The following is a 20,452-nucleotide window of genomic DNA, read 5'->3' as shown; positions in this document are numbered from 1 at the left end:
ATCCTGTGCGTCGGGCCCTGTCGCTGTCCAGTGGTACCCGAATCGGTCAGCCTGAAAGGTCTTGTGCCCGCGCGGTCACGCCGCGCGCTTGATCGCCGCCAGCGGGATCGCCACCCAGTCCGGGCGGTTGCGGTGCTCGTAGCGCACCTCGTAGACGGCCTTGTCCAGCTCGAACGCGCGCAGCAGCGCGGCGTGCTCGCGCGGGTCGCCGCCGACGGTGGCGTAACCCTCGCAGAACGCCGCCCGGTTGCGGTCGGCCCACTCCGCCGCCCGCACCTCCTGCTGGTGGTCCGGTTCGCCCCCGGCCACCAGGTGCAGGGCCGCGTAGTCGAACGAGCGCAGCATCCCGGCCACGTCGCGCAGCGGTGAGCGGGTCAGCACCCGCTCCTCCGGCGCCGCCGCGGGCTCGCCCTCGAAGTCGATCAGCACCCAGCCCGCCGTGGTGCGCAGCACCTGGCCCAGGTGCAGGTCACCGTGCACGTGCTGCACCGGGATGCCCCCGGACACCCCGCGCACCGCGTCGAAGGCCGCCCGCACCGTCGACTCGTGCTCGGCCAGCGCGGGCACCTCCAGCAGCACCTCGTCGAGCCGCCGGTGCATCTGCGCCAGCGACGACTCCATCCCGGCCGCGTCGATCACGTCGCTGCCCAGGGTGGTGGCCAGGTCGGCGTGCACCTGCGCCACCGCCGCCCCCAGCCGCGACGCCTCGCCCGCGAAGTCGCCGCCGACCTCGCGGGCGTGCAGGTCGCCCTCGGCCAGCAGGTCGCGCACGCTGGCGGTGGCCGTCGCCCAGCCCTCGGCGGAATCGCCGAGGAAGCGCTGGGCGAAGCCGAGCACCGCCCCCGCGCCCTCGACGACCCCCACCGGCTGCGCGATCTGCTTGCTGCCCGCCGCCCACAGCGCCCGGTGCAGGTCGACGTCGCGGTTGGCGCCGAGGACCGGCCTGCGGAACAGCTTGAGGATGTAGTGGTAGCCGAACACCACCGAGGTGTTGCTCTGCTCCACCCCGATCGGCCGCGCCCGCAGCCCGGTCAGCAGCTCGACCCCGGGCTCGGCCCGCCAGCTCAGCCCGCCGAGGTCCGCGCCCTTGGACATCAGGTCGATGAGCCCGGACATCAGCTCCGGGTCGTGCGTGGCGTCGTAGGCGTGCGACTCGCCCAACTGCCCTATCGCGAACGGCGCCAGGTGGTCGGGCAGCTCGGCGCGCACACCGATCAGCACCTGGTACAGCTCGCCGTTGGCCTCCACCAGGGCGTGCACGAGCGCGGGATCGCCGTCGGCCAGGCCGACGGCGCGCTCGACCCGGACGTCGGTGAGGTCCCGCCCCTTCGCCGCGAACCAGCGCTGCGCGGGCAGCCACGTGCGCAGGTCGTCCGTCAGGGACGCCACGGCGTGTAGGGGTCGGGTGCTCACTGAGGTTCGCCCTCCTCCTGGGGATCGGTGATCTGGAACCAGTAGAAACCGTGACCGGGGAGGGTGAGCAGGTACGGCAGCTCACCGATCGCCGGGAACCGGACGCCGCCGGTCAACTCCACCGGGATGCGCCCCTCCAACTCGGACAGGTGCAGCTCAACCGGCTGCGGGAACCGGGAGAGGTTGTTGACGCAGATGACCATGTCCTCGGTGCCGTCCGGGCGGGTGTGCCTGCGCAGGTACGCCAGCACGCTCGGGTTCGAGGAGCCCAGCTCGGTGAAGTCGCCCTTGCCGAACGCGGTGTGCTCGGTGCGCACCTGCAGCATCCGCCGCGTCCAGTGCAGCAGCGACGACGTGTTGTTCATCTGCGACTCGACGTTGACCGCCTGGAACCCGTACACCGGGTCGGCGATCGCGGGCAGGTACAGCCGCCCCGGGTCGCACCGGGAGAACCCGGCGTTGCGGTCCGGCGACCACTGCATCGGGGTGCGCACCGCGTCGCGGTCACCCAGCCAGATGTTGTCGCCCATGCCGATCTCGTCGCCGTAGTACAGCACCGGCGAGCCCGGCAGCGACAGCAGCAGCGCGGTGAACAGCTCCTGCTGGTTGCGGTCGTTGTCCAGCAGCGGCGCCAGCCTGCGGCGGATGCCGATGTTGGCCTTCATCCGCGGGTCCTTGGCGTACTCCGCGTACATGTAGTCGCGCTCGTCGTCGGTGACCATCTCGAGGGTCAACTCGTCGTGGTTGCGCAGGAAGATGCCCCACTGCGCCCCGCCGGGGATCGCCGGGGTCTGCGCCAGGATCTCCGAGATCGGGAACCGCGACTCCCGGCGCACCGCCATGAAGATCCGCGGCATCAGCGGGAAGTGGAACGCCATGTGGCACTCGTCGCCACCGATCTCCGGGTCGCCGAAGTACTCCACCACGTCCGCGGGCCACTGGTTCGCCTCCGCCAGCAGCACCCGACCCGGGTACTCGTCGTCGACGACCTTGCGGCACTTCTTCAGGAACTCGTGCGTGCGGGGGAGGTTTTCGCAGTTGGTGCCCTCCTCCTCGAACAGGTACGGCACCGCGTCCAAGCGGAACCCATCGATGCCGATGTCCAGCCAGAACCGCAGGACGTCCAGCATCGCCTCCTGGACCTCGGGGTTCTCGTAGTTGAGGTCCGGCTGATGCGAGAAGAACCTGTGCCAGTAGAACTGCCCGCGCACCGGGTCATACGTCCAGTTCGACGTCTCGGTGTCGACGAAGATGATCCGCGCGTCGGAGTAGCGCTCATCGGTGTCGGACCAGACGTAGTAGTCGCCGTAGGGGCCGTCCGGGTGGTTGCGCCCCTCCTGGAACCACGGGTGCGCGTCCGAGGTGTGGTTGAGCACCAGGTCGGTGATCACCCGGATACCTCGCCGGTGGGCCTGGTCGAGCAGGTAGCTGAAGTCCTCGACCGTCCCGAACTCCGGCAGCACCGCCCGGAAGTCGGAGATGTCGTACCCGCCGTCACGCAGCGGCGACGCGTAGAACGGGGGCAGCCAGAGGCAGTCCACCCCGAGCCACTGCAGGTAGTCCAGCTTGTCGGCCAGCCCGCGCAGGTCGCCGGTGCCGTTGCCGTCGGAGTCGTTGAACGCGCGGACCAGCACCTCGTAGAAGACCGCGCTCTTGTACCACTCGAAGTCAGGGGGCGCTTGGCGGGCGGAGGTGAAGTCCTCGGCCTGCGGCTCCACCAGGTGGCCGTCGGCGGTCACCGATTCACCCGTGTGCGGAACGCCCTCGAGCCCCAGTGCCGCGTCCGGCGCGGCGTCGTTGTCAACCGTCATGCTAAGTCGCCCTGTCACCGTCGTCGTTGTCGGTTGGCAATGCGTACACCACGTCCACTCGGCACGCACTCCCGACCCTGCCCTGACCTCGCGCTCCGGCTTTGTCCCGCACCCGGGGGTCTCGACGGTGTTCCGGGCGCGTCCCCGATGAGCTACCACGGGGACGGCCGGTTCAAGCGTCGTGGACGCGATCCACCCGGACAGACGCACAGCCGAACCCTGCCGCGGCAGGACAGCGCGGAACCGCCGAGCGCCTCCCGGCACCCGGCGATCCCCGTCCCACCGCCCCGCTACCGGCGGATGTGCACGATGTGCGCCACGGCCTGCCACGGGTCGAGCCGGACGTAGTTGCCGATCGACGAGCCCCACTCCCAGGTCTGCCCCGACACCTCGTCGTGGACCTGGTAGGTGCGGTCGGGCTCGAGGCCGAGCGCCTTCCAGTCCAGCCACAGCCAGCCGTCCTGGGTGGTGTTCGGGTCGAGCGTCACCACGACCACCACGGTGTCCCCGGTCGCCGGGTCGACCTTGGAGTAGGCGATCAGCCCGTCGTTCTCCACGGTGTGGAAGGTCAGCGTCCGTAGCTGCTGCAACGCCGGGTGCGCCCGGCGGATCGCGTTGAGCCGGGTCAGCCACGGTTGCAGCGACCGCCCCTCGGCCAGCGCCGTCGCGTAGTCGCGCGGCCGGAGCTGGTACTTCTCCGAGTCCAGGTACTCCTCGCTGCCCGGCTTCACGGCCTCGTTCTCGAACAGCTCGTAACCGGAGTACACCCCCCAGGTGGGGGACATCGTCGCCGCCAGCGCCGCCCGGATGGCGAACATCGCCCGCCCACCGTGCTGCAACGACTCGTGCAGGATGTCGGGGGTGTTGACGAACAGGTTCGGCCGCGACTCGTCCGCGTGCGCGACGATCTCCTGGCCGAACTCGGTCAGCTCCCACTTCGCCGTCCGCCAGGTGAAGTAGGTGTAGGACTGGGTGTAGCCCAGCTTCGCCAACCCGTAGAGCCGCGCCGGGCGGGTGAACGCCTCGGCCAGGAACAGCACGTCCGGGTGCTGCGCCTTCACCTGCCGGATCAGCCACTCCCAGAAGTCCGGCGGCTTGGTGTGCGGGTTGTCCACTCGGAACACCTTGACGCCGTGGCTCACCCACAGCAGCACGACCCGCAGCGACTCGGCGTAGATGCCCTCGGGGTCGTTGTCGAAGTTGACCGGGTAGATGTCCTGGTACTTCTTCGGCGGGTTCTCCGCGTAGGCGATGGTGCCGTCGGGGCGGGTGGTGAACCACTCCGGGGCCTTGCTCACCCACGGGTGGTCCGGCGCGCACTGGAGCGCGAAGTCCAGCGCGACCTCCAGGTCCAGCTCCCTGGCCCTGGCCACGAACGCGTCGAAGTCGTCGAAGTCGCCGAGCTGCGGGTGGATGGCGTCGTGCCCGCCGTCGGAGGACCCGATCGCCCAGGTGGAGCCGACGTCACCGGGCTCGGACACGACGCTGTTGTTCGGCCCCTTGCGGTTGACCTCGCCGATCGGGTGGATCGGCGGCAGGTAGACCACGTCGAAGCCCATGGCCGCGACCCGGTCCAGCTCCTTGGTCGCGGTGCGGAACGTGCCGTGCACGGGGTTGCCCGCCGCGTCCACCCCGCCGGTGGAACGCGGGAAGAACTCGTACCAGGAACCGTAGAGGGCGGCCTTGCGGTCGACCAGGATCTGGTACGCCTTGCCCTTGGTCACCAGCTCGCGCACCGGGTGCTCGGTCATCACCCGCTGCACCGACTCCGACAGCGCCTCCGCGATCCGCGCCGGGAGGGGCACGGTGGTGTCGCGCAGCGCCCGCGCGGCGGAGATCAGCAGCTTGCGCTCGACGCTGCGGTCGGGCCGCCTGCCCACCCGCTCGACCAGCCGCGCCCCGATCTCCAGGTCGTTGGCCAGCTCGTCGGCGTCCTGCCCGGCCGCCACCTTCACCTCGACGGCGTGCCGCCACGTGCTCCACGGGTCGGACCAGGCGTCCACCCGGAACGTCCACAGCCCCTCGGCGTCGGGCACCACGTCGGCGGCGAACCGGTCGGTGTCCTTGCCGAGCGAGCGCATCCGCGTCCGGCGGGCGCGGGCGTCACCCGGTCCGCGCCAGGTGACCGTCGCGGCGACCGCGTCGTGGCCCTCGCGCCAGACGGTCGCCTCGATCGGGATGTGTTCCCCCACAACGGCTTTGGAGGGGTAACGACCGTTCGACACGATCGGGGAGACGTCATCGATGCCCAGGCGACCGCTCACCGGTCAGGCTCCTCTCGGTCGCGGGTGCTTGCCCCCAGTCTGCCTTGCTCGATCCAGTCGCACACACCGACCTCCCCATCCGAAAACCCAGGCATTGCTCGAAGACGTACCCCGCCCGGCCCGCCCCTCAACCGCCCCGGCGCGACCCCGCGCCGAGCTTCCCCCATAGGCACCACCGCGCCCCTCCGGTTCCTGACTCCCTGTTACCCCAACCGCTCCGCAGCCACCTCCCGGCAACCTGTCCGTCGCACGCGCGCCCCTCCCCCGCTTCTTTCGTTACTGTCGCGTAGCCCCCGCTCTCGGGCCGGGTGGTTCGGCGGGGTGGCTTGCTCGATCCAGGTTCGCCGCTAGGGTCGGTCAGCGTGAAAGCCGTACGTCGATTCACTGTCCGCGCCGGTCTGCCCGCGGCGCTCGCCGACCTGGGCACCCTCGCCACGAACCTGAGGTGGACCTGGCACCCGCCGACCCAGGACCTGTTCGCCGCGGTCGACCAGGCGATCTGGGAACGGGTCGGCGGCGACCCGCTGCACCTGCTCGCCCAGGTCCCGGCCGAGCGGCTGGAGGTGCTGGCCACCGACGACGCGTTCCTGGCCCGGGTCGCCGAGGTCGCCGACGACCTGCGCCGCTACCTCCGCGAACCCCGGTGGTACCAGCACCGGGCAGCCGAGCTGAACGGCACCCGGATGCCCGACTCCATCGCCTACTTCTCGATGGAGTTCGGCGTCACCGAGGCGCTGCCCAACTACTCCGGCGGCCTCGGCGTCCTCGCGGGCGACCACCTCAAGGCGGCGTCGGACCTCGGCGTCCCGCTGATCGGCGTCGGCCTGCTCTACCGCTCCGGCTACTTCCGCCAGTCGCTGTCGCTGGACGGCTGGCAGGTCGAGCACTACCCGGTGATCGACCCGAGCGGCCTCCCGCTCGAACCCCTCACCGAGCCCTCCGGCACCCCGATCCTGGTGCACGTGGCGATGCCCGGCGGCCGGGTGCTGCGCGCCCGGATCTGGAAGGCCAACGTCGGCCGGGTGCCGCTGCTGCTGCTCGACTCCGACATCGAGGAGAACTCCGACGACCTGCGCGGGGTCACCGACCGCCTCTACGGCGGCGACCAGGACCACCGCATCCGCCAGGAGATCCTCGCGGGCGTCGGCGGCGTCCGGGCGGTCCGCACCTACTGCGAGCTGACCGGCACCGCCCAACCCGAGGTCTTCCACACCAATGAGGGCCATGCGGGCTTCCTCGGCCTCGAACGCCTCCGCGAACTGGTCTCCAGCCAGGGCCTCGACTTCGACCAGGCGCTGTCGGCGGTGCGGGCGGGCACGGTGTTCACCACGCACACCCCGGTCCCTGCGGGCATCGACCGCTTCCCGGTCGACCTCGTCCAGCACTACTTCGGCGACGAATCCCTCCTTCCCGGGATCGACCTGCGCCGGGTCCTGGCGCTCGGTGCCGAGGAGAACCCCGGCATGTTCAACATGGCGCACATGGGACTCCGCCTGGCCCAGCGCGCCAACGGCGTCTCCCGGTTGCACGGCGCGGTCAGCCGCAGCATGTTCGGCGCCCTGTGGCCCGGCTTCGACACCGACGAGGTGCCGATCACCTCGGTCACCAACGGTGTGCACGGCCCGACCTGGGCGGCCAAGGAGATGACCACCCTCATCGGCGACCCGGAGACCCCCGGCGCCGACATCGCGGACGCCTCGGTTTCCGACGCGAAGCTGTGGGAACTGCGCTGCGGCCTCCGCGAGCGCCTGGTCGGCGAGGTCCGCCGCCGGGTCCGCGCCGCCTGGCTCCAGCGCGGCGCCTCCGCCCTGGAACTGGGCTGGACCGACTCGGTGTTCGACCCCGACGTGCTCACCGTCGGCTTCGCCCGCCGCGTGCCCACCTACAAGCGCCTGACCCTCATGCTGCGCGACCCCGACCGGCTGCGGGCCCTGCTGCTGCACCCGGACCGCCCGGTGCAGCTCGTCGTGGCGGGCAAGTCGCACCCCGCCGACGATGGCGGCAAGGCCCTCATCCAGCAGATCGTCCGCTTCGCCGACGACGTCGGCATGCGTCACCGCATCGCATTCCTCCCCGACTACGACATGTCCATGGCCCGGTACCTGTACTGGGGTTGCGACGTCTGGCTCAACAACCCCATGCGCCCGCTGGAGGCCTGCGGCACCTCCGGCATGAAGGCCGCCCTCAACGGCGGTCTCAACCTCTCCATCCGCGACGGCTGGTGGGACGAGTTCTACGACGGCAGCAACGGCTGGGCCATCCCCACCGCCGACGGCGTCAACGACCCCGTCCGCCGCGACGACCTCGAGGCCGCCGCGCTCTACGAACTGCTCGGCTCCCAGGTCGCCCCGCTGTACTACGACCGCGACGCCGCCGGGGTCCCCACCCGCTGGATGTCGATGGTCCGGCACACCCTGTCCTCGCTCGGCCCGCAGGTGCAGGCCTCCCGGATGGTGCGCGAGTACGTCGAGTCCGCCTACGCCCCCGCCGCCACCGCGGGCGCCCTGGCCCAGTCCGACGACTTCCGCGTCGCCCGCGACCTCGCCGCGTACCGGGGCAGGCTCTCCGGTGCGTGGCAGCAGGTCCGCGTCGTCGACTGCGAGCTGAGCCTGGACGAGGGGCAGACCCCGGTCATCGGCGACCGCGTCCACGTGCACGCCACCGTCGACCTCGCGGGCCTGACCCCCGACGACGTCGAGGTGCAGGCCGTGGTCGGGCGGGTCGGCGACACCGACGAGCTCTCCGATGTCGTCACCGCGACCATGCACCCCGTCGCCGCGGGCCGGTACACCGTCGAACTCCCGCTGCCCCACGCGGGAGCCCTCGGTGTGACCGCCCGGGTCCTGCCCAAGCACAACCTCCTCGCCACGCCCGCGGAGCTGGGCAAGGTGGTCCTCGCCTGAGTCGGACCCGAGACCGGGGCCTGATCGGCACCCGGCGGGTCAGCGTCAAAGACCGGGTCGGTCCGAACCTCCGCGTTCGGACCGACCCGGTCTGCTTTCCCGGTCATCAGGCCGAATTCCGCGTCCGTCCGCAGTGGACCGCGTCAGTCAGTGTCCATCCCGTCGCCTCTCGTCTGTGGTGTCGTGTGTGGTGCCGCTCGTGCCGTCGCCACCCGCCGCTGTGGCTGCCCCTGATTCGAGGATGCCCGACCTCCCGGCCGGTTGCGAGGGATGTCCCACCATCGAGTGAAGACTCGTTTCCGCACCTCACACCGCCTCGAACCTCGGTACAGTCGAACACGTGTCCACCTCGGGCGTCAGACCCGAGGTGGAGGGAAGAGAAAGGACAGTCCTCATGGGAGAGTGCGTTCAGACAGGTCGGAACCACCGGTCGGAGGCCGGGTCGGAGCAGCCGGGCAGACCCGTCAGACGAGATCGAGCCGGGAGCGGGTAGCCGCGACCCTGGGCCACCACGGCACCAGCCGTTCGGCCTCGCCCAGCGCCGCGCGGGCGGCCCGGTTGTCGCCCGCCGCCATGTGCGCCCTGGCGAGCGTGGCCAGGTCGTCGGCGCGGCCGAGCCGGTCATCACCGGAGTCGGCGGCGAGGCGGGCCAGTGAGATGGCCTTGCCGGTGTTGCCGAGCAACAGCTCGTGCAGCGCGCGGGAGCCGTTGAGCTTGTGCGCCGGGTAGCCCAGCGTCTCGGCGTTCTCGAAGGCCTGGACCGCCGTGCCCAACCCGAGTTCCGCGTCGAGGTGCCCCGCCTCGACCGTGGCGCAGGCCAGCCCGGCCAGGGCGGCGAAGGACACGGCGGCCTCCTGCGGTGTCTGCTCGGCGTCCCCGGCCAGTGCCATGGCCAGCATGAGCGCCTCGGCGTACCGGCCCTCGGCCTCCATCACCAGAATTCGCGCGGCGGTTGCCGTCCGGAGGCCCGGGTGGGTCTCGGCCAGTTCGGCGGCCAACGCGGCGGCGACCTCCAGGTGCCCCTCCTGGGCCGCGTCGACCGCCCGGCCGACCAGCGGGGCCGCATCGAGCTGCCGGGCGCGCACCCCGGTGACCTTGGGCAGCCGCAGCAGGTACCACCCCGTCGACGTCGAAGCCGCCGTCCTGCGCGGCAGCAACCCCGTCCCCACGGTGTAGGCGCAACCGAGCGCCGCCCCGATCCAGAACCCGTTCCGAGAGGAAAGCGCGAACACGATGGCCACCGCGACGACCGCCAGACCGACCAGTGCGGAACACAGCGCCGCACCCCACATCCGCTTGCGCGCGGGCGCCTTCCCCGGCCCCACCGCCACCGACAGCAACAGCGGCACCGCACGCACCGACACGACCCGCCGGGGCGTGGTCCAGTCGGCGAGCCTGTTGCCCACCCCGATCACGACCCTGTGCACCCGAACGCCCAGCGCCACCGCACCCACGAGCATCCCAACCTGCAAGGCGGCCAACCCGACGAGCAACCCGCACAACAGCCCGAACAACCCCCACCCGACCCCACCCGCTGTCCCGTCGACGAACCACAGCAGAACCCCGCCCCCGATCACCAACAGCGGAAGAGGATGGCGCAACACACGCGGGATCGACACACGACGCAGACGCGCCACACCCGCCCGGGGTTCCCCGCCCCCGCCCCGGCCACCCGCGCCACGGCGCTACAGGCTGTCCACCTCACCGGCCAGCCGGACCACCCGCTACCCGCTACCCGCTACCCGCTACCCGCTACCCGCTACCCGCTACCCGCTACCCGCTACCCGCTACCCGCTACCCGCTACCCGCTACCCGCCACCCGCCACGCCCCGCCCACGCGCCACCCGCGCCCCGCCAGCCCCGCTCGCCACCCGTGCGCCGCCAACCCCCCCGCCCGCACCACCTGCGCCCCACCCGACTGGCGCCCCACCTGCCGGTGGCGGCTAGGCCGGTTGCGGCCAGGTGGAGGTGGCGCGTGCTCTGTGGCTGCCTTGCCTGGACGCTGTTCCGGCGAACGCCTGGACTCGGGGCGTCACGACCGGAGGTGCTTTGCAGTGGTCTCGTCTGCCGTTCCTCCCGGCGAGACCAACCTGAGTTCGCCGCGCCAGGGCCGTGTGGCTGCTCAAGCATGTCGTGCTGCGGGCTTGCATGGTGGCGCCGAGGGTGGCGGGGTCAGGGGATGGCGGGGGTGCCGCCTTCCTGTACCGGCAGGCCTGCTGCCTGCCAGGCGCGGAAGCCGCCTATGAGGTCGGTGGCGTGGGGGAGGCCCACCCGCTTGAGGTCGCGGGCGGCGAAGCTGGAGGCGTAGCCCTCGTTGCAGAGCACCACGACCGTTGTGTCCTCGGTGAAGCCGGGGATGCGGTGGTCGCCGTGCGGGTCGAGGCGCCATTCCAGGTGGATGCGCTCCACCGGGACCGCGCCGGGGATTTCGCCCTCGGCCGCCCGGTTGGTCAGCGGGCGGATGTCGACGAAGACCGCGCCTGCCCGGCGCAGTTCGTCGGCCCTGGCGGGGTCGACCCGGTCGAGTTCGGCTCTGGCCTGGGCGAGTTGGTCGTCGACGCCGCTCATGTGGGGCTCCCGGGGTGGGGCGGGGTGGTCATCGGGCGGTGCGCTGGGTGGGGAGGGGTGGGATTTCGGCGGGGACGTCGCGCAGGCTGGCGTACTCGCGGGTGGGGACCAGCGGTGGGGAGTAGGCGTGCACGCTCGCGGCCATCGTGGTGCCCAGGTTCTGCACCCGGTGGGCTCGGCCCTGGCCGAAGCCGAGTGCCGACCCGGTGGTGTGCAGGCGGTGGCGGATCGGGCCGGACGGGTAGCGGTAGGTCTCCGCCAGTTCACCCAGGAGCACGGTGAACGAGCCGGAGGCCCCACCGTGGTCGTGCGGGGCGGTGCCCTGGCCGGGGAGCCAGGACAGCAACCACAGCTCGACCTCGTCGGTGACGGCGAGGCGGGCCCACCAGCGCTGGGGGCTGGAGAAGCGGACCGTTGAGAGGAGTTGCTGCTGTAGATCGGTGCTCACCGCGGTGGTGAGGTCGCGGAGTTCAGCCGGGGTCCAGAGTGGACTTCGGGGGGAGATCAGTTCCCGCAGCCGCGGGACGGCGAAGCGGGGGTGGATGTCCAGGTCGGAGGTCGAGGTGGTCATGGCGCGCGCTCCCGGGTCGTGTCGTGCTGCGACGGCGGAACGCGGTGCGCCCGGTTCAGGCCGGGGGGTCCGGCGGGTGGGCGCACCGCGTGGCGCTACAGCCGCACGACGCCACCAGCAGGAGGTCGATCGTGCGGTCGCACCACGTGAACAACGTCGCGGACCTGGTCACGGGGCGATGCTGGCACGGGGCGGGAGGAATTCACCAGGCTTCTCACTGATTGGTACGCGGGGCTCGCAACAGGAGCAATGTGCGCCCGGTGAGCACCATGGCCTTGCCCGGCGACAACGGGTCGGCGGCGGCGGGCACCCCGCGCGGGGTGCCGCTGTCGAGCACCGGGACGAAGCACTCGCCGTAGCGCTGCGACGGCAGGGTGAGCTCGACGGCGTCCGGGCCGGAGTGCAGGAGCAGCAACCACGAGTCGTCGGCGACCAGCTCGCCGTCCCGGTTGCGCGACAGGCACTCCGAGCCGTCGATCCACATGCCGAGGGTGCGGTTGCCCTCGTCGAACCAGTCCTCGTCGGTCATGACCTCGCCGTCGGCGCGGAACCACACCAGGTCCGGTTCGCCGGAGCGGGTGGGCCTGCCGTCGAAGAAGTGCGGTTGGCGCAGGGCGGGGGACTCCGCGCGCAGCGCGGTGAGGCGCCGGGTGAAGGCGAGCAGGTCCTCGGCGCGCTCGTCGACCGCCCAGTCGAACCAGGAGGTGTGGTTGTCCAGGCAGTAGGGGTTGTTGTTGCCGTGCTGGGTGCGCCAGCGCTCGTCGCCCGCGCACAGCATCGGGGTGCCGGTGGACAGCAGCAGGGTTCCCAGCAGGTTGCGGGCCTGCCGGTCGCGCAGGGCCAGCACGGTCGGGTCGCCCGTCTCGCCCTCCGCTCCGCAGTTCCACGAGCGGTTGTCGTCGGTGCCGTCGCGGTTGTGCTCGCCGTTCTCCTGGTTGTGCTTGTGGTCGTAGGACACCAGGTCGCGCAGGGTGAAGCCGTCGTGGGCGGTGATGAAGTTGATCGACGCCCACGGGCGCCTGCCGCTGCCCGCGTACAGGTCCGACGACCCCGACAGCCGGTAGGCCAGGTCGCGCGGGCCGGTGGCGCCGCGCCAGAAGTCGCGGGCGCCGTCGCGGAAGCGGCCGTTCCACTCCGCCCACTGCCCGCCGAAGCCGCCCACCCGGTAGCCCTCGCCGGTGGCGTCCCACGGTTCGGCGATCAGCTTGCGGTTGGACAGCACCGGGTCGGTGGTGATGGCGGTGAGCAGCGTCGAGTTCGGGTCGAAGGCACCGCCGCGGGGGCGGCCCAGCGCGCTGGCCAGGTCGAGCCGGAAGCCGTCGACGCCCAGCTCGGTGGCGAAGTAGCGCATCGAGTCGGTCACCAGCCGCACCACCGTCGGCGAGCCGGGGTCGAGGGTGTTGCCGCAGCCGGTCAGGTCGATGTCGCGGCCCGCGTCGTCGAGCAGGTAGTAGGCCGGGGCGTCCAGGCCGCGCATGGACAGCGTCGGGCCGTCGACGCCGCCCTCGCAGGTGTGGTTGTAGACGACGTCGAGGATCACCTCGATGCCCGCGGCGTGCAGCGCCGCCACCATGGTGCGGAACTCCTCGACCTCGTGGCCCGGCCTGCACGCGTAGCCCTCGTGCGGTGCCAGGAAGCCCAGCGTCGAGTAGCCCCAGTAGTTGTGCCTGCCCGAGCGCAGCAGCATCGGTTCGTCGGAGTGGCTGTGCACCGGCAGCAGCTCGACCGCGGTCACCCCGAGGCGCACCAGGTGCTCGATGACCGCCGGGTGCGCCATGCCCAGGTAGGTGCCGCGCTGGTGCTTGGGCACCTCCGGGTGCAGCTTGGTGAAGCCGCGCACGTGCAGCTCGTAGACCACCGTCTCCTCGAACGGCACGTCCGGGCGGGCACCGGTGGCCGAGCCGCCCGCGGCGGCCACCACCGACAGCGGGACCGAGCCGCGCGAGTCGAGCCGGGAGGGGGCGCCGGTCAGCGCGTCGCCGCGGTGGGCGCGGACCGCGGCGAGGTCGCCGACGGTGCCGGTGATCCGCCGGGCGTACGGGTCGACCAGCAGCTTCGCCGGGTTGCACCGGATGCCCCGGCCCGGCTCCCACGGGCCGTGCACCCGGTAGCCGTAGCGCTGGCCCGGGGTGATGCCGGGGACCAGGGCGTGCCAGATGCCGAAGGTGCGCTCGGTCAGCTCGATCCGCTGCTCCACCGGGGCGTCGTCCCCGTCGCCGACCAGGCACAGCTCGACCGACTCGGCCACCGAGCTGGCCACCGCGAACCGGACACCACCCGCCTCCGGGTGGGCGCCGAGGGGGAACGGGTGGCCGGGCAGCGTGCGCGGGTCAGTGTGGGACACCCGTCCATCCTCGCTCAGCTCGGCCGGACGATCGAGGGCGGTGGCGGCGGTGAGTGAGCGAAATCGCCCCCCGGGCTCAGGTCAGCCGGAAGGTGTGGTGCTCGAACGACTCCTCCTCGTCGACCGCCGGGCGCCCGCGCGGGCGCCGGGACACCGCGGGACGGACCTGCTCGGCCGCCGGACCCGGCCGGGAGGGGGCGGCGGCCCCGGCCGCCTGACCTGGCTGGGAAGAGGCGGCTGCTTGGCCTGGCCGGGAGGAGGCGGGGCTCCCGGTCGCTTGGCCTGGCCGGGAAGAGGCGGGGATCGCGGTTGCCGGATGCGGCTGGGAGGCGGCGGCCCCGGCTGCCGGGTTGGGCTGGGAGGCGGCGGGGTCGGGGGTGGTGGGGTCGGGGATGGCGGGGGCCGGGGGTCTGCCGGTCGCGGCGAGGGCGGGGGTGAAGCCGACCGGGCCGAAACCGGTGTCCCACTCGGCCGGTCCCGGACCCGCGGCGGCCACGATCTGCCCGAAGAGCTGCTGGTGGGCCGCCCAGCCGGTCAGCGACGGGCAGGCGAGGGTGAGCAGCAGCATCCGGCCCGTCCCCGGCTCCGGGATGAACGCCTGCAGTTGCAGGGTCAGCGGGCGGCGGTCGCGGACCTGCTCGGGGCCGGGCACCCGCTGGGCGATCACCGCCGGGCCCAGGCCGGTCTCCACCACGACCGTCTCCCGCACGTCCGGGCCCGCCAGGTCCTCCACCGAGTCGCGCAGCGCTTCCGCCGAGTCCTGGTCCCAGGACGGCGGGGCGTCCAGCGGGACACCGGTGAGCAGCGCGGGGGCGGCGTCCTGGGGTTCCACCACGGCCAGCAGCACCGCGCCCTCGCGCAGCGCGGCGTCGACCGCCTCGCCCGCGAGCGCTTCCAGGTCGGCCGCCGCCGCGGGCCGGATGCCCGCGATGGCCTGGGCGAATTCGCGCACCGCCGTGTCCCGGCTGTCGAGGGGGATGCGCCGGACCACGTCCGGGGGCGTCGAGATGATCATTTGTCGCCGCTCAGGGTGCCGCTGATCTTGTCGGTGACCGCCTGGTCGACCGCGTCGCCGGTCGGGTTCATGGCCACCCGCAGCAGGGCCAGTCGGTCCTTCTGCTCCTCCGACAGCTCGACCCCCGCCTTCTCGGCCAGCTTCTGGGTGTGGTCGACGGCGCTGACCAGGCCCTCGCGCTGCCGCTCGCTCCTGCCCAGCTCCAACCAGACCTCGCGCCGCTGCGGGGTGGGGACCTTCGACAACCGTTCGAGCAGGTCCGGGTCCTTCTTGGCCGCCGCGCGCCCGGCATCGATGAGGTCCCGGCGCACCTTGCGGGTCAGGCCCTTCTCCCGGACGGCCCTGGCGTCGTCGACCAGCCCGGGGACGCCGCCGTCGGTCAGCGCCCCCCGCATGTCCTTGGCGATCTGGCGGGCCGCCACCTTCTCCCCGCGCTTGAACGCGGCCTTGCCCGCGGAGCGCACCCCCGCCGCCACCGTGCCGCCGCCGGGGATCACGCTGGTGCCCAGGCCGAGCAGCGTGCTGGTCCACCCGGGGGCGTTCCTGGACCCGGACAACTGCTGCCCCAGGCCCGCCACGGACCCGACCGCGCCCGAGGCGGTCGAGATCCCCTCGGCGACCGCGGCGGCCGGGAGGCCGACGCCGGTGGCCGCCAGGCCCGCCGCGGCCGCCCCCGTGGCCAGCGAGACCGCGTCGGCCGCGATCGCGGTGCCGTCGAAGGCCTGCACGTACCAGGAGTCGTTCTCGGGCTCGAAGGCGTCGTCGGGGCCGCCCCGGATGCCCGCGGCGGCGCTGTTGGCCTCGCGCAGGTGCTTGGCCCGCAGCCGCTCGGCGTCGTCGAGCACCTTGCGCAGCGCGTCGTCGAGCCGGCCGCACGCCTCGTTCGCGGTGAGGAAGGCGTCGTACCGCTCCCGGTACCGCGGGTGGCCGGTGTCGTGCGGAACGGCCGCCGCGGCGGACTCCAGGTCGGCCTCGGCCGCCTCGAGGTCCTTCCTGATCTTCTTGGCCTTGGCCTCCAGCTCGTCGGCCTTGGCCTGGTTGGCCATCAACTGCCCGGACCAGGTGCTCAGCGCCTTGGTGGCCGCGCCCAGCGACTCGCCGCCCTTGCCCAGGGCCTGCGGCAGGTCGTCGCCGTGGTCGCTGAACTCCTCGGCGGCGCTGCCGCCCCAGTCCGCCGAGTCGGTGATCTTCGCGGCGTCCTGCAACCGGGGCAGGGTGGTGGCGATGGCCTGCTGGGCCGAGGCCATGGACAGCAGCACCGCCTGCACGGAGCTGCTCTCACCCGGTGTCGGGTCGAAGCCCAGCGCGGGGAAGCCCGGCCTGCTCATCGGTGCCTCCTGCCGCCGCCGGTCGAGCCGCCCTGCCCCTGCCGGGAGTGCTGGTTGGCCACCTGCACGTCGGGGGCGTTGCGCACCAGGCCCTGGACGAGCTGCTCGGCGACGGTCTCGTCGGCCAGGGCCATCATCCGGTCGCGGCCCCCCTGCTCGACGGACTCGTAGTTGGCCACCGCGCCGCGGACGTTGTCGGCGATCGTGCCGATCTTGTCGCGCATCTTCCCCAGGTTCTGCTGCCACTGGTCGATGACCTCGGTGACCGCGGCGGTGATCTCGCCCGGCCCCAGGTCGCCGCCCGCGGCGTTCAGCGTCGAGATCACCTCGCCCACCGAGTCGGCCACCGCGTTCAGCTCGCCGACCCTGATCGCGAGGCTGGTGGTGTTCACCGTGTATCCCGACGCCATCACCCGCTCCTGTCTGTGCGTTGGCCACGAGTAGACGCGGATCGTCCCACCGGGGGACAGCCCGGTTGCGCACCCGGTCAAAACGGCCGCACGGGTCGGCAAGCCCCGCGCGGGGAGGCCGGGGGGCCGCAGAGGCAGAATGGCCGGTGTGACGGACCAGATCCAGCCCGGCAGCGGCCCCGAGACGCACGGCGACCTCGACGACCTCGACGACCTGGTGCTGCACCTGGCGGACGTGGGTGTCCGCCGCGGCGGCAACGACCTGCTCAGGGGCATCGACTGGCAGGTCGAGTTGGACGAGCGCTGGGTGGTCCTCGGCGGCAACGGCGCGGGCAAGACGACGCTGCTGCGGCTCGCCGGGGCGGAGCTGCACCCGACCGCGGGGGTGGTGCACGTCCTCGGCGAGCGGATGGGCCGGGTGAACGTGTTCGAGCTGCGCACCAGGGTCGGCTTCGCCACCGCCGCGATCGGCGGTCGGATTCCGCCGGACGAGACCGTGCTCGACGTGGTGGTCAGCGCCGGGTACGCGGTGCTCGGGCGCTGGCGCGAGGAGTACGACCAGCTCGACACCGGTCGGGCGGGTGGGCTGCTCAAGTCGATGGGCATCGCGCACCTGGCCGAGCGGACCTTCGGCACCCTGTCGGAGGGCGAGCGCAAGCGCACGCTGATCGCCCGGGCACTGATGACCGACCCGGAGCTGCTGCTGCTCGACGAGCCCGCCGCCGGGCTCGACCTCGGTGGTCGCGAGGACCTGGTCGGGCGGTTGAGCGAGCTGGCCATGGACCCGGACGCGCCCGCGACCGTGCTGGTGACCCACCACGTGGAGGAGATCCCGCCCGGGTTCACCCACCTGCTGCTCCTCGCCCGCGGCGAGGTGGTGGCACAGGGGCTGATCGACGACGTGCTCACCAGCGAGAACCTGTCGGCGGCCTTCGGGCAGCCGCTGGAGCTCGAACGGTCGGGGGACCGCTACTTCGCCCGGCGCAGCACTGGCCATACAGTGCGTACTGACGAGTAACCTTCGACGGTCGGGTCAGCGACGACCGTGGTACACGAACCGGTAGGAGGGCATGGCCGTGGGTGAGTTCGTCCGGCTCGAGGTGGAGGACGGTGTCGGCACCATCCGCCTCGACCGGCCACCGATGAACGCGATCAACCGGCAGCTCCAGGCTGAGCTGCGCGAAGCGGCGCGGGAGGCCAGGGCGCGCGCCGACGTCAAGGCGGTGATCGTCTACGGCGGCCCGAAGGTGTTCGCGGCGGGCGCCGATGTCAAGGAGTTCGCCGAGATGGGCTACGGCGACATCGTCGACTACGCCCCCGAGTTGCAGGCCTCGCTGGCCGAGGTGGCGGCGCTGCCCAAGCCGACGGTCGCGGCGATCACCGGCTTCGCCCTCGGCGGCGGCTTCGAGCTGGCGCTGTGCTGCGACCGGCGGATCGCGGGCGACAACGCCAAGGTCGGGCAGCCGGAGATCCTGCTCGGCATCATCCCCGGCGCGGGCGGCACCCAGCGCCTGGCGCGGCTGATCGGCCCGAGCAAGACCAAGGACCTCGTCTACACCGGCCGGTTCGTCAAGGCCGAGGAGGCGCTGGCCCTGGGCATGGTCGACGAGGTCGTGGCCCCGGACGACGTCTACGAGGCGGCCAGGCGGTGGGCCGGGCAGTTCACCGGCGGTGCGTCGCGGGCGCTCGCGGCGGCCAAGGCGGCGATCGACGGCGGGTTGGACAACGACCTGGCCAGCGGTCTGAAGCTGGAGACGACCCTGTTCGCCGCGTTGTTCGCCACCGAGGACCGCGACACCGGGATGCGCTCGTTCATCGAGAACGGGCCGGGGAAGGCGCAGTTCGATGGCCGCTGACCCCACCCCGAACCCGCACGCCACCGCCGAGGAGGTGCAGGCCGCGTTCGCCGACCCCAAGCTGGCGAACGTGCTGTACCACGACTGGGAGGCGGGCACCTACGACGAGAAGTGGTCGATCTCCTACGACGAGCGCTGCATCGAGTACGCCACCGGCCGGTTCAAGGCGGTCGCGGGCGAGGACGGCTGGCCGTACGAGACGGTCATGGAACTGGGCAGCGGCACCGGCTTCTTCCTGCTGAACCTGATGCAGGGCGGGGTCGGCAGGAAGGGCTTCGCCACCGACCTCTCGCCCGGCATGGTCGAGGTCGCGCTGCGCAACGCCAAGGGCCTGGGCCTCGACGTCGAGGGCCGGGTGGCCGACGCCGAGCGCATCCCCTACGACGACAACAGCTTCGACCTGGTCGTCGGGCACGCGGTGCTGCACCACATCCCGGACCTGCCCGCCGCGTTCGCCGAGATCCGCCGGGTGCTCAAGCCGGGCGGGCGGTTCGTCTTCGCGGGCGAGCCGACGAAGATCGGTGACACCTACGCGCGCAAGCTCGGGCAGGCCACCTGGTGGCTGACCACGAACATCACGAAGTTCGGGCCGCTGCGCTCGTGGCGGCGGCCGCAGGGCGAGCTGGACGAGTCCTCGCGGGCCGCGGCGCTGGAGGCCGTGGTCGACATCCACACCTTCGACCCGGCCGAGTTGGAGCGCACCGCGCGCGACGCGGGCATGGTCGAGGTGAACGCGGTGACCGAGGAGTTCACCGCGGCGCTGTTCGGCTGGCCGGTGCGCACCTTCGAGGCCGCGGTGCCCCGGGAGAAGCTGGGCTTCGGCTGGGCGCTGTTCGCGATGAAGTCCTGGCAGCGGCTGTCCTGGCTGGACGAGAAGGTCATGCGCCGGGTCGTGCCGAGGCAGTTCTTCTACAACGTCATGATCGGCGGCCGCAAGCCGCTGTGACGGTCGGCGGCCGCGGCGGGGTCCTCGACCGCCGCGGCCGTCCCCGGCTCAGGTCAGCCGGTCGAGCAGGAACGCCCGCAGGGCCTCCACATCGGTCTCCAGCGCCACCTCGATCGTGCGGAACCCCGGGTCGACCGCGGGCGCGATGAGCCGCCGGTCGGCCAGCAGCCCGCCCCGGCGCGGGCCGAACGCGGTGTCGACGTGCACCGGGATCGGGGTGGTGCGCAGGATTCCCGGCCGGATCGCCTCCGCCACGGCCACCGCGTCGTGGATGACGGTGCCGTCGTAGCCGAGGATCTGCCGGTAGTGCGCCCGGTAGACCTCCGTCAGCGGCTCCAGCGCCGCGCCCAGCGGCCCAGACGCCGCGAGCCGGTCGAGCCAGTCGCCGTCGACAGCGCACTGGTAGGTCAGGTCGGTGGGGACCAGCACGGTCGGCAGGTCCTCGGTCACCAGGACGCGGTGGGCGGCCTCGGGGTCGCACCACAGGTTGAACTCGGCCGCGGCGGTCACGTTGCCGCCGGTGAGGCCGCCGCCCATGATGACCACCCGGTCGATGTTGGACTTCACCCCGGGGTGGGCGGCCAGCAGCGCGGCGATGTTGGTCAGCGGCCCGATCGGCACCAGCGTCACCGGCTCGGGGGATTCGGTGATCAGCCGGGCCATCAGCGCCACGGCGTCCTCCGGCTCCACTCCGCGTGACCGCTGCGGCAGCAGCGCGGACCGGCCGGACAACCCGTCGTCGCCGTGCACCGCCGCCGCCCGCAGCGGGGTGGCGTGCACCAGCGGCCGGGCGGCGCCGACGCCGACCGGGACGTCCTCCCGGCCGAGCAAAGCCAGTACCCGCAGGGCGTTGCGCGTCGTGTGCTCCAGGCCGACGTTGCCGAAGACCGTGGTCACGGCGAGCAGGTCCACCTCGGGTGAGCGGGCGGCCAGGGCCAGGGCGAAGGCGTCGTCCACGCCGGGGTCGGTGTCGATGATCAGTCGGGACATGCCCCCAGCCTGCCACCCGGTGGCGCTGGGTTA

General features: G+C 72.4%; 15 protein-coding genes. 4 read left to right on the top strand and 11 right to left on the bottom strand.

Going from position 1 to position 20,452, the window contains the following annotated elements; all coding sequences use genetic code 11:
• Positions 1-75: 75 nt before the first annotated feature.
• From DFQ13_RS26765 to DFQ13_RS26755, 3 genes are all read right to left on the bottom strand, one after another.
• Complete coding sequence (locus tag DFQ13_RS26765) at positions 76-1,413, bottom strand: maltokinase N-terminal cap-like domain-containing protein (protein ID WP_110081782.1); 1,338 nt, start codon at positions 1,411-1,413, stop codon at positions 76-78.
• On the bottom strand, positions 1,410-3,224 hold the full coding sequence (gene treS / locus DFQ13_RS26760) for a maltose alpha-D-glucosyltransferase (protein WP_035282522.1): 1,815 nt from the start codon (positions 3,222-3,224) through the stop codon (positions 1,410-1,412). Before treS ends, DFQ13_RS26765 begins: the two co-directional genes overlap by 4 nt.
• 290 nt (positions 3,225-3,514) lie before the next feature.
• Entirely contained in the window at positions 3,515-5,488 is a 1,974-nt protein-coding gene (locus DFQ13_RS26755) for an alpha-1,4-glucan--maltose-1-phosphate maltosyltransferase (RefSeq protein WP_035282525.1), read from the bottom strand.
• A 362-nt stretch (positions 5,489-5,850) separates the two neighbouring features.
• Between DFQ13_RS26755 and glgP the strand changes: the two genes are divergently transcribed.
• On the top strand, positions 5,851-8,391 hold the full coding sequence (gene glgP, locus DFQ13_RS26750; protein WP_110081781.1) for an alpha-glucan family phosphorylase: 2,541 nt from the start codon (positions 5,851-5,853) through the stop codon (positions 8,389-8,391).
• A 464-nt stretch (positions 8,392-8,855) separates the two neighbouring features.
• On the opposite strand, the gene DFQ13_RS26745 is transcribed toward glgP, so the two are convergent.
• The 7 genes from DFQ13_RS26745 to DFQ13_RS26715 form a co-directional block, all read right to left on the bottom strand.
• Positions 8,856-9,968 carry a tetratricopeptide repeat protein gene (locus tag DFQ13_RS26745; protein ID WP_110081780.1) on the bottom strand — a complete coding sequence of 371 codons (1,113 nt, stop codon included), beginning with the start codon at positions 9,966-9,968 and terminating at the stop codon, positions 8,856-8,858.
• 595 nt (positions 9,969-10,563) lie between these two features.
• Positions 10,564-10,959, bottom strand: a complete 396-nt coding sequence (locus tag DFQ13_RS26740) for a rhodanese-like domain-containing protein (RefSeq protein ID WP_035282529.1) — start codon at positions 10,957-10,959, stop codon at positions 10,564-10,566.
• A gap of 28 nt (positions 10,960-10,987) precedes the next feature.
• Positions 10,988-11,530, bottom strand: coding sequence for a cysteine dioxygenase (locus DFQ13_RS26735; RefSeq protein WP_035282531.1), 543 nt, complete (start codon positions 11,528-11,530; stop codon positions 10,988-10,990).
• 214 nt (positions 11,531-11,744) lie between these two features.
• Positions 11,745-13,874, bottom strand: coding sequence for a glycogen debranching protein GlgX (gene glgX, locus DFQ13_RS26730; RefSeq protein ID WP_110081779.1), 2,130 nt, complete (start codon positions 13,872-13,874; stop codon positions 11,745-11,747).
• A 76-nt stretch (positions 13,875-13,950) separates the two neighbouring features.
• Positions 13,951-14,889: a hypothetical protein gene (locus tag DFQ13_RS26725; RefSeq protein WP_110081778.1), complete on the bottom strand. Its 939-nt coding sequence runs from the start codon at positions 14,887-14,889 to the stop codon at positions 13,951-13,953.
• Positions 14,886-16,217 (bottom strand): hypothetical protein, encoded by a 1,332-nt coding sequence (locus DFQ13_RS26720; RefSeq protein WP_110081777.1) that lies wholly within the window; start codon positions 16,215-16,217, stop codon positions 14,886-14,888. The genes DFQ13_RS26725 and DFQ13_RS26720 overlap by 4 nt, the downstream gene beginning before the upstream one ends.
• Positions 16,214-16,627 carry a WXG100 family type VII secretion target gene (locus DFQ13_RS26715; RefSeq protein ID WP_110081776.1) on the bottom strand — a complete coding sequence of 138 codons (414 nt, stop codon included), beginning with the start codon at positions 16,625-16,627 and terminating at the stop codon, positions 16,214-16,216. Before DFQ13_RS26715 ends, DFQ13_RS26720 begins: the two co-directional genes overlap by 4 nt.
• A 139-nt stretch (positions 16,628-16,766) precedes the next feature.
• Between DFQ13_RS26715 and DFQ13_RS26710 the strand changes: the two genes are divergently transcribed.
• Genes DFQ13_RS26710 through DFQ13_RS26700 form a run of 3 tightly spaced genes read left to right on the top strand, consistent with a single transcriptional unit; the run spans position 16,767 to position 19,429 of the window.
• Entirely contained in the window at positions 16,767-17,645 is an 879-nt protein-coding gene (locus DFQ13_RS26710; protein WP_110081775.1) for an ABC transporter ATP-binding protein, read from the top strand.
• Positions 17,646-17,703: 58 nt separating this feature from the next.
• A complete protein-coding gene (locus DFQ13_RS26705; protein WP_110081844.1) occupies positions 17,704-18,483 on the top strand; it encodes an enoyl-CoA hydratase/isomerase family protein in 780 nt (259 codons plus the stop codon).
• Positions 18,473-19,429 carry a class I SAM-dependent methyltransferase gene (locus DFQ13_RS26700; RefSeq protein ID WP_035282545.1) on the top strand — a complete coding sequence of 319 codons (957 nt, stop codon included), beginning with the start codon at positions 18,473-18,475 and terminating at the stop codon, positions 19,427-19,429. The genes DFQ13_RS26705 and DFQ13_RS26700 overlap by 11 nt, the downstream gene beginning before the upstream one ends.
• A gap of 48 nt (positions 19,430-19,477) precedes the next feature.
• Here the strand turns inward: DFQ13_RS26700 and DFQ13_RS26695 are convergent, their stop codons facing one another.
• The gene (locus tag DFQ13_RS26695) at positions 19,478-20,419 is read right to left on the bottom strand and encodes a nucleoside hydrolase (RefSeq protein WP_035282547.1); all 942 of its coding nucleotides are present in this window, start codon (positions 20,417-20,419) and stop codon (positions 19,478-19,480) included.
• Positions 20,420-20,452: the final 33 nt, after the last annotated feature.

This window comes from Actinokineospora spheciospongiae (genome assembly GCF_003182415.1).
Classification (GTDB): Bacteria; Actinomycetota; Actinomycetes; order Mycobacteriales; family Pseudonocardiaceae; genus Actinokineospora; species Actinokineospora spheciospongiae.
Note: the sequence above shows the minus strand (reverse complement) of the source record. Positions and strands in the feature narration are given on the sequence as shown.

What these genes read in the sequence shown, in the direction of transcription:
- DFQ13_RS26740 (WP_035282529.1), bottom strand. Translation starts at nt 10,959, where the DNA reads ATGAGCGGCGTCGACGACCAACTCGCCCAGGCCAGAGCCGAACTCGAC.
- DFQ13_RS26735 (WP_035282531.1), bottom strand. Translation starts at nt 11,530, where the DNA reads ATGACCACCTCGACCTCCGACCTGGACATCCACCCCCGCTTCGCCGTC.
- DFQ13_RS26725 (WP_110081778.1), bottom strand. Translation starts at nt 14,889, where the DNA reads ATGATCATCTCGACGCCCCCGGACGTGGTCCGGCGCATCCCCCTCGAC.
- DFQ13_RS26695 (WP_035282547.1), bottom strand. Translation starts at nt 20,419, where the DNA reads ATGTCCCGACTGATCATCGACACCGACCCCGGCGTGGACGACGCCTTC.
- DFQ13_RS26720 (WP_110081777.1), bottom strand. Translation starts at nt 16,217, where the DNA reads ATGAGCAGGCCGGGCTTCCCCGCGCTGGGCTTCGACCCGACACCGGGT.
- DFQ13_RS26715 (WP_110081776.1), bottom strand. Translation starts at nt 16,627, where the DNA reads ATGGCGTCGGGATACACGGTGAACACCACCAGCCTCGCGATCAGGGTC.
- DFQ13_RS26710 (WP_110081775.1), top strand. Translation starts at nt 16,767, where the DNA reads ATGGCCGGTGTGACGGACCAGATCCAGCCCGGCAGCGGCCCCGAGACG.
- DFQ13_RS26700 (WP_035282545.1), top strand. Translation starts at nt 18,473, where the DNA reads ATGGCCGCTGACCCCACCCCGAACCCGCACGCCACCGCCGAGGAGGTG.
- treS (WP_035282522.1), bottom strand. Translation starts at nt 3,224, where the DNA reads ATGACGGTTGACAACGACGCCGCGCCGGACGCGGCACTGGGGCTCGAG.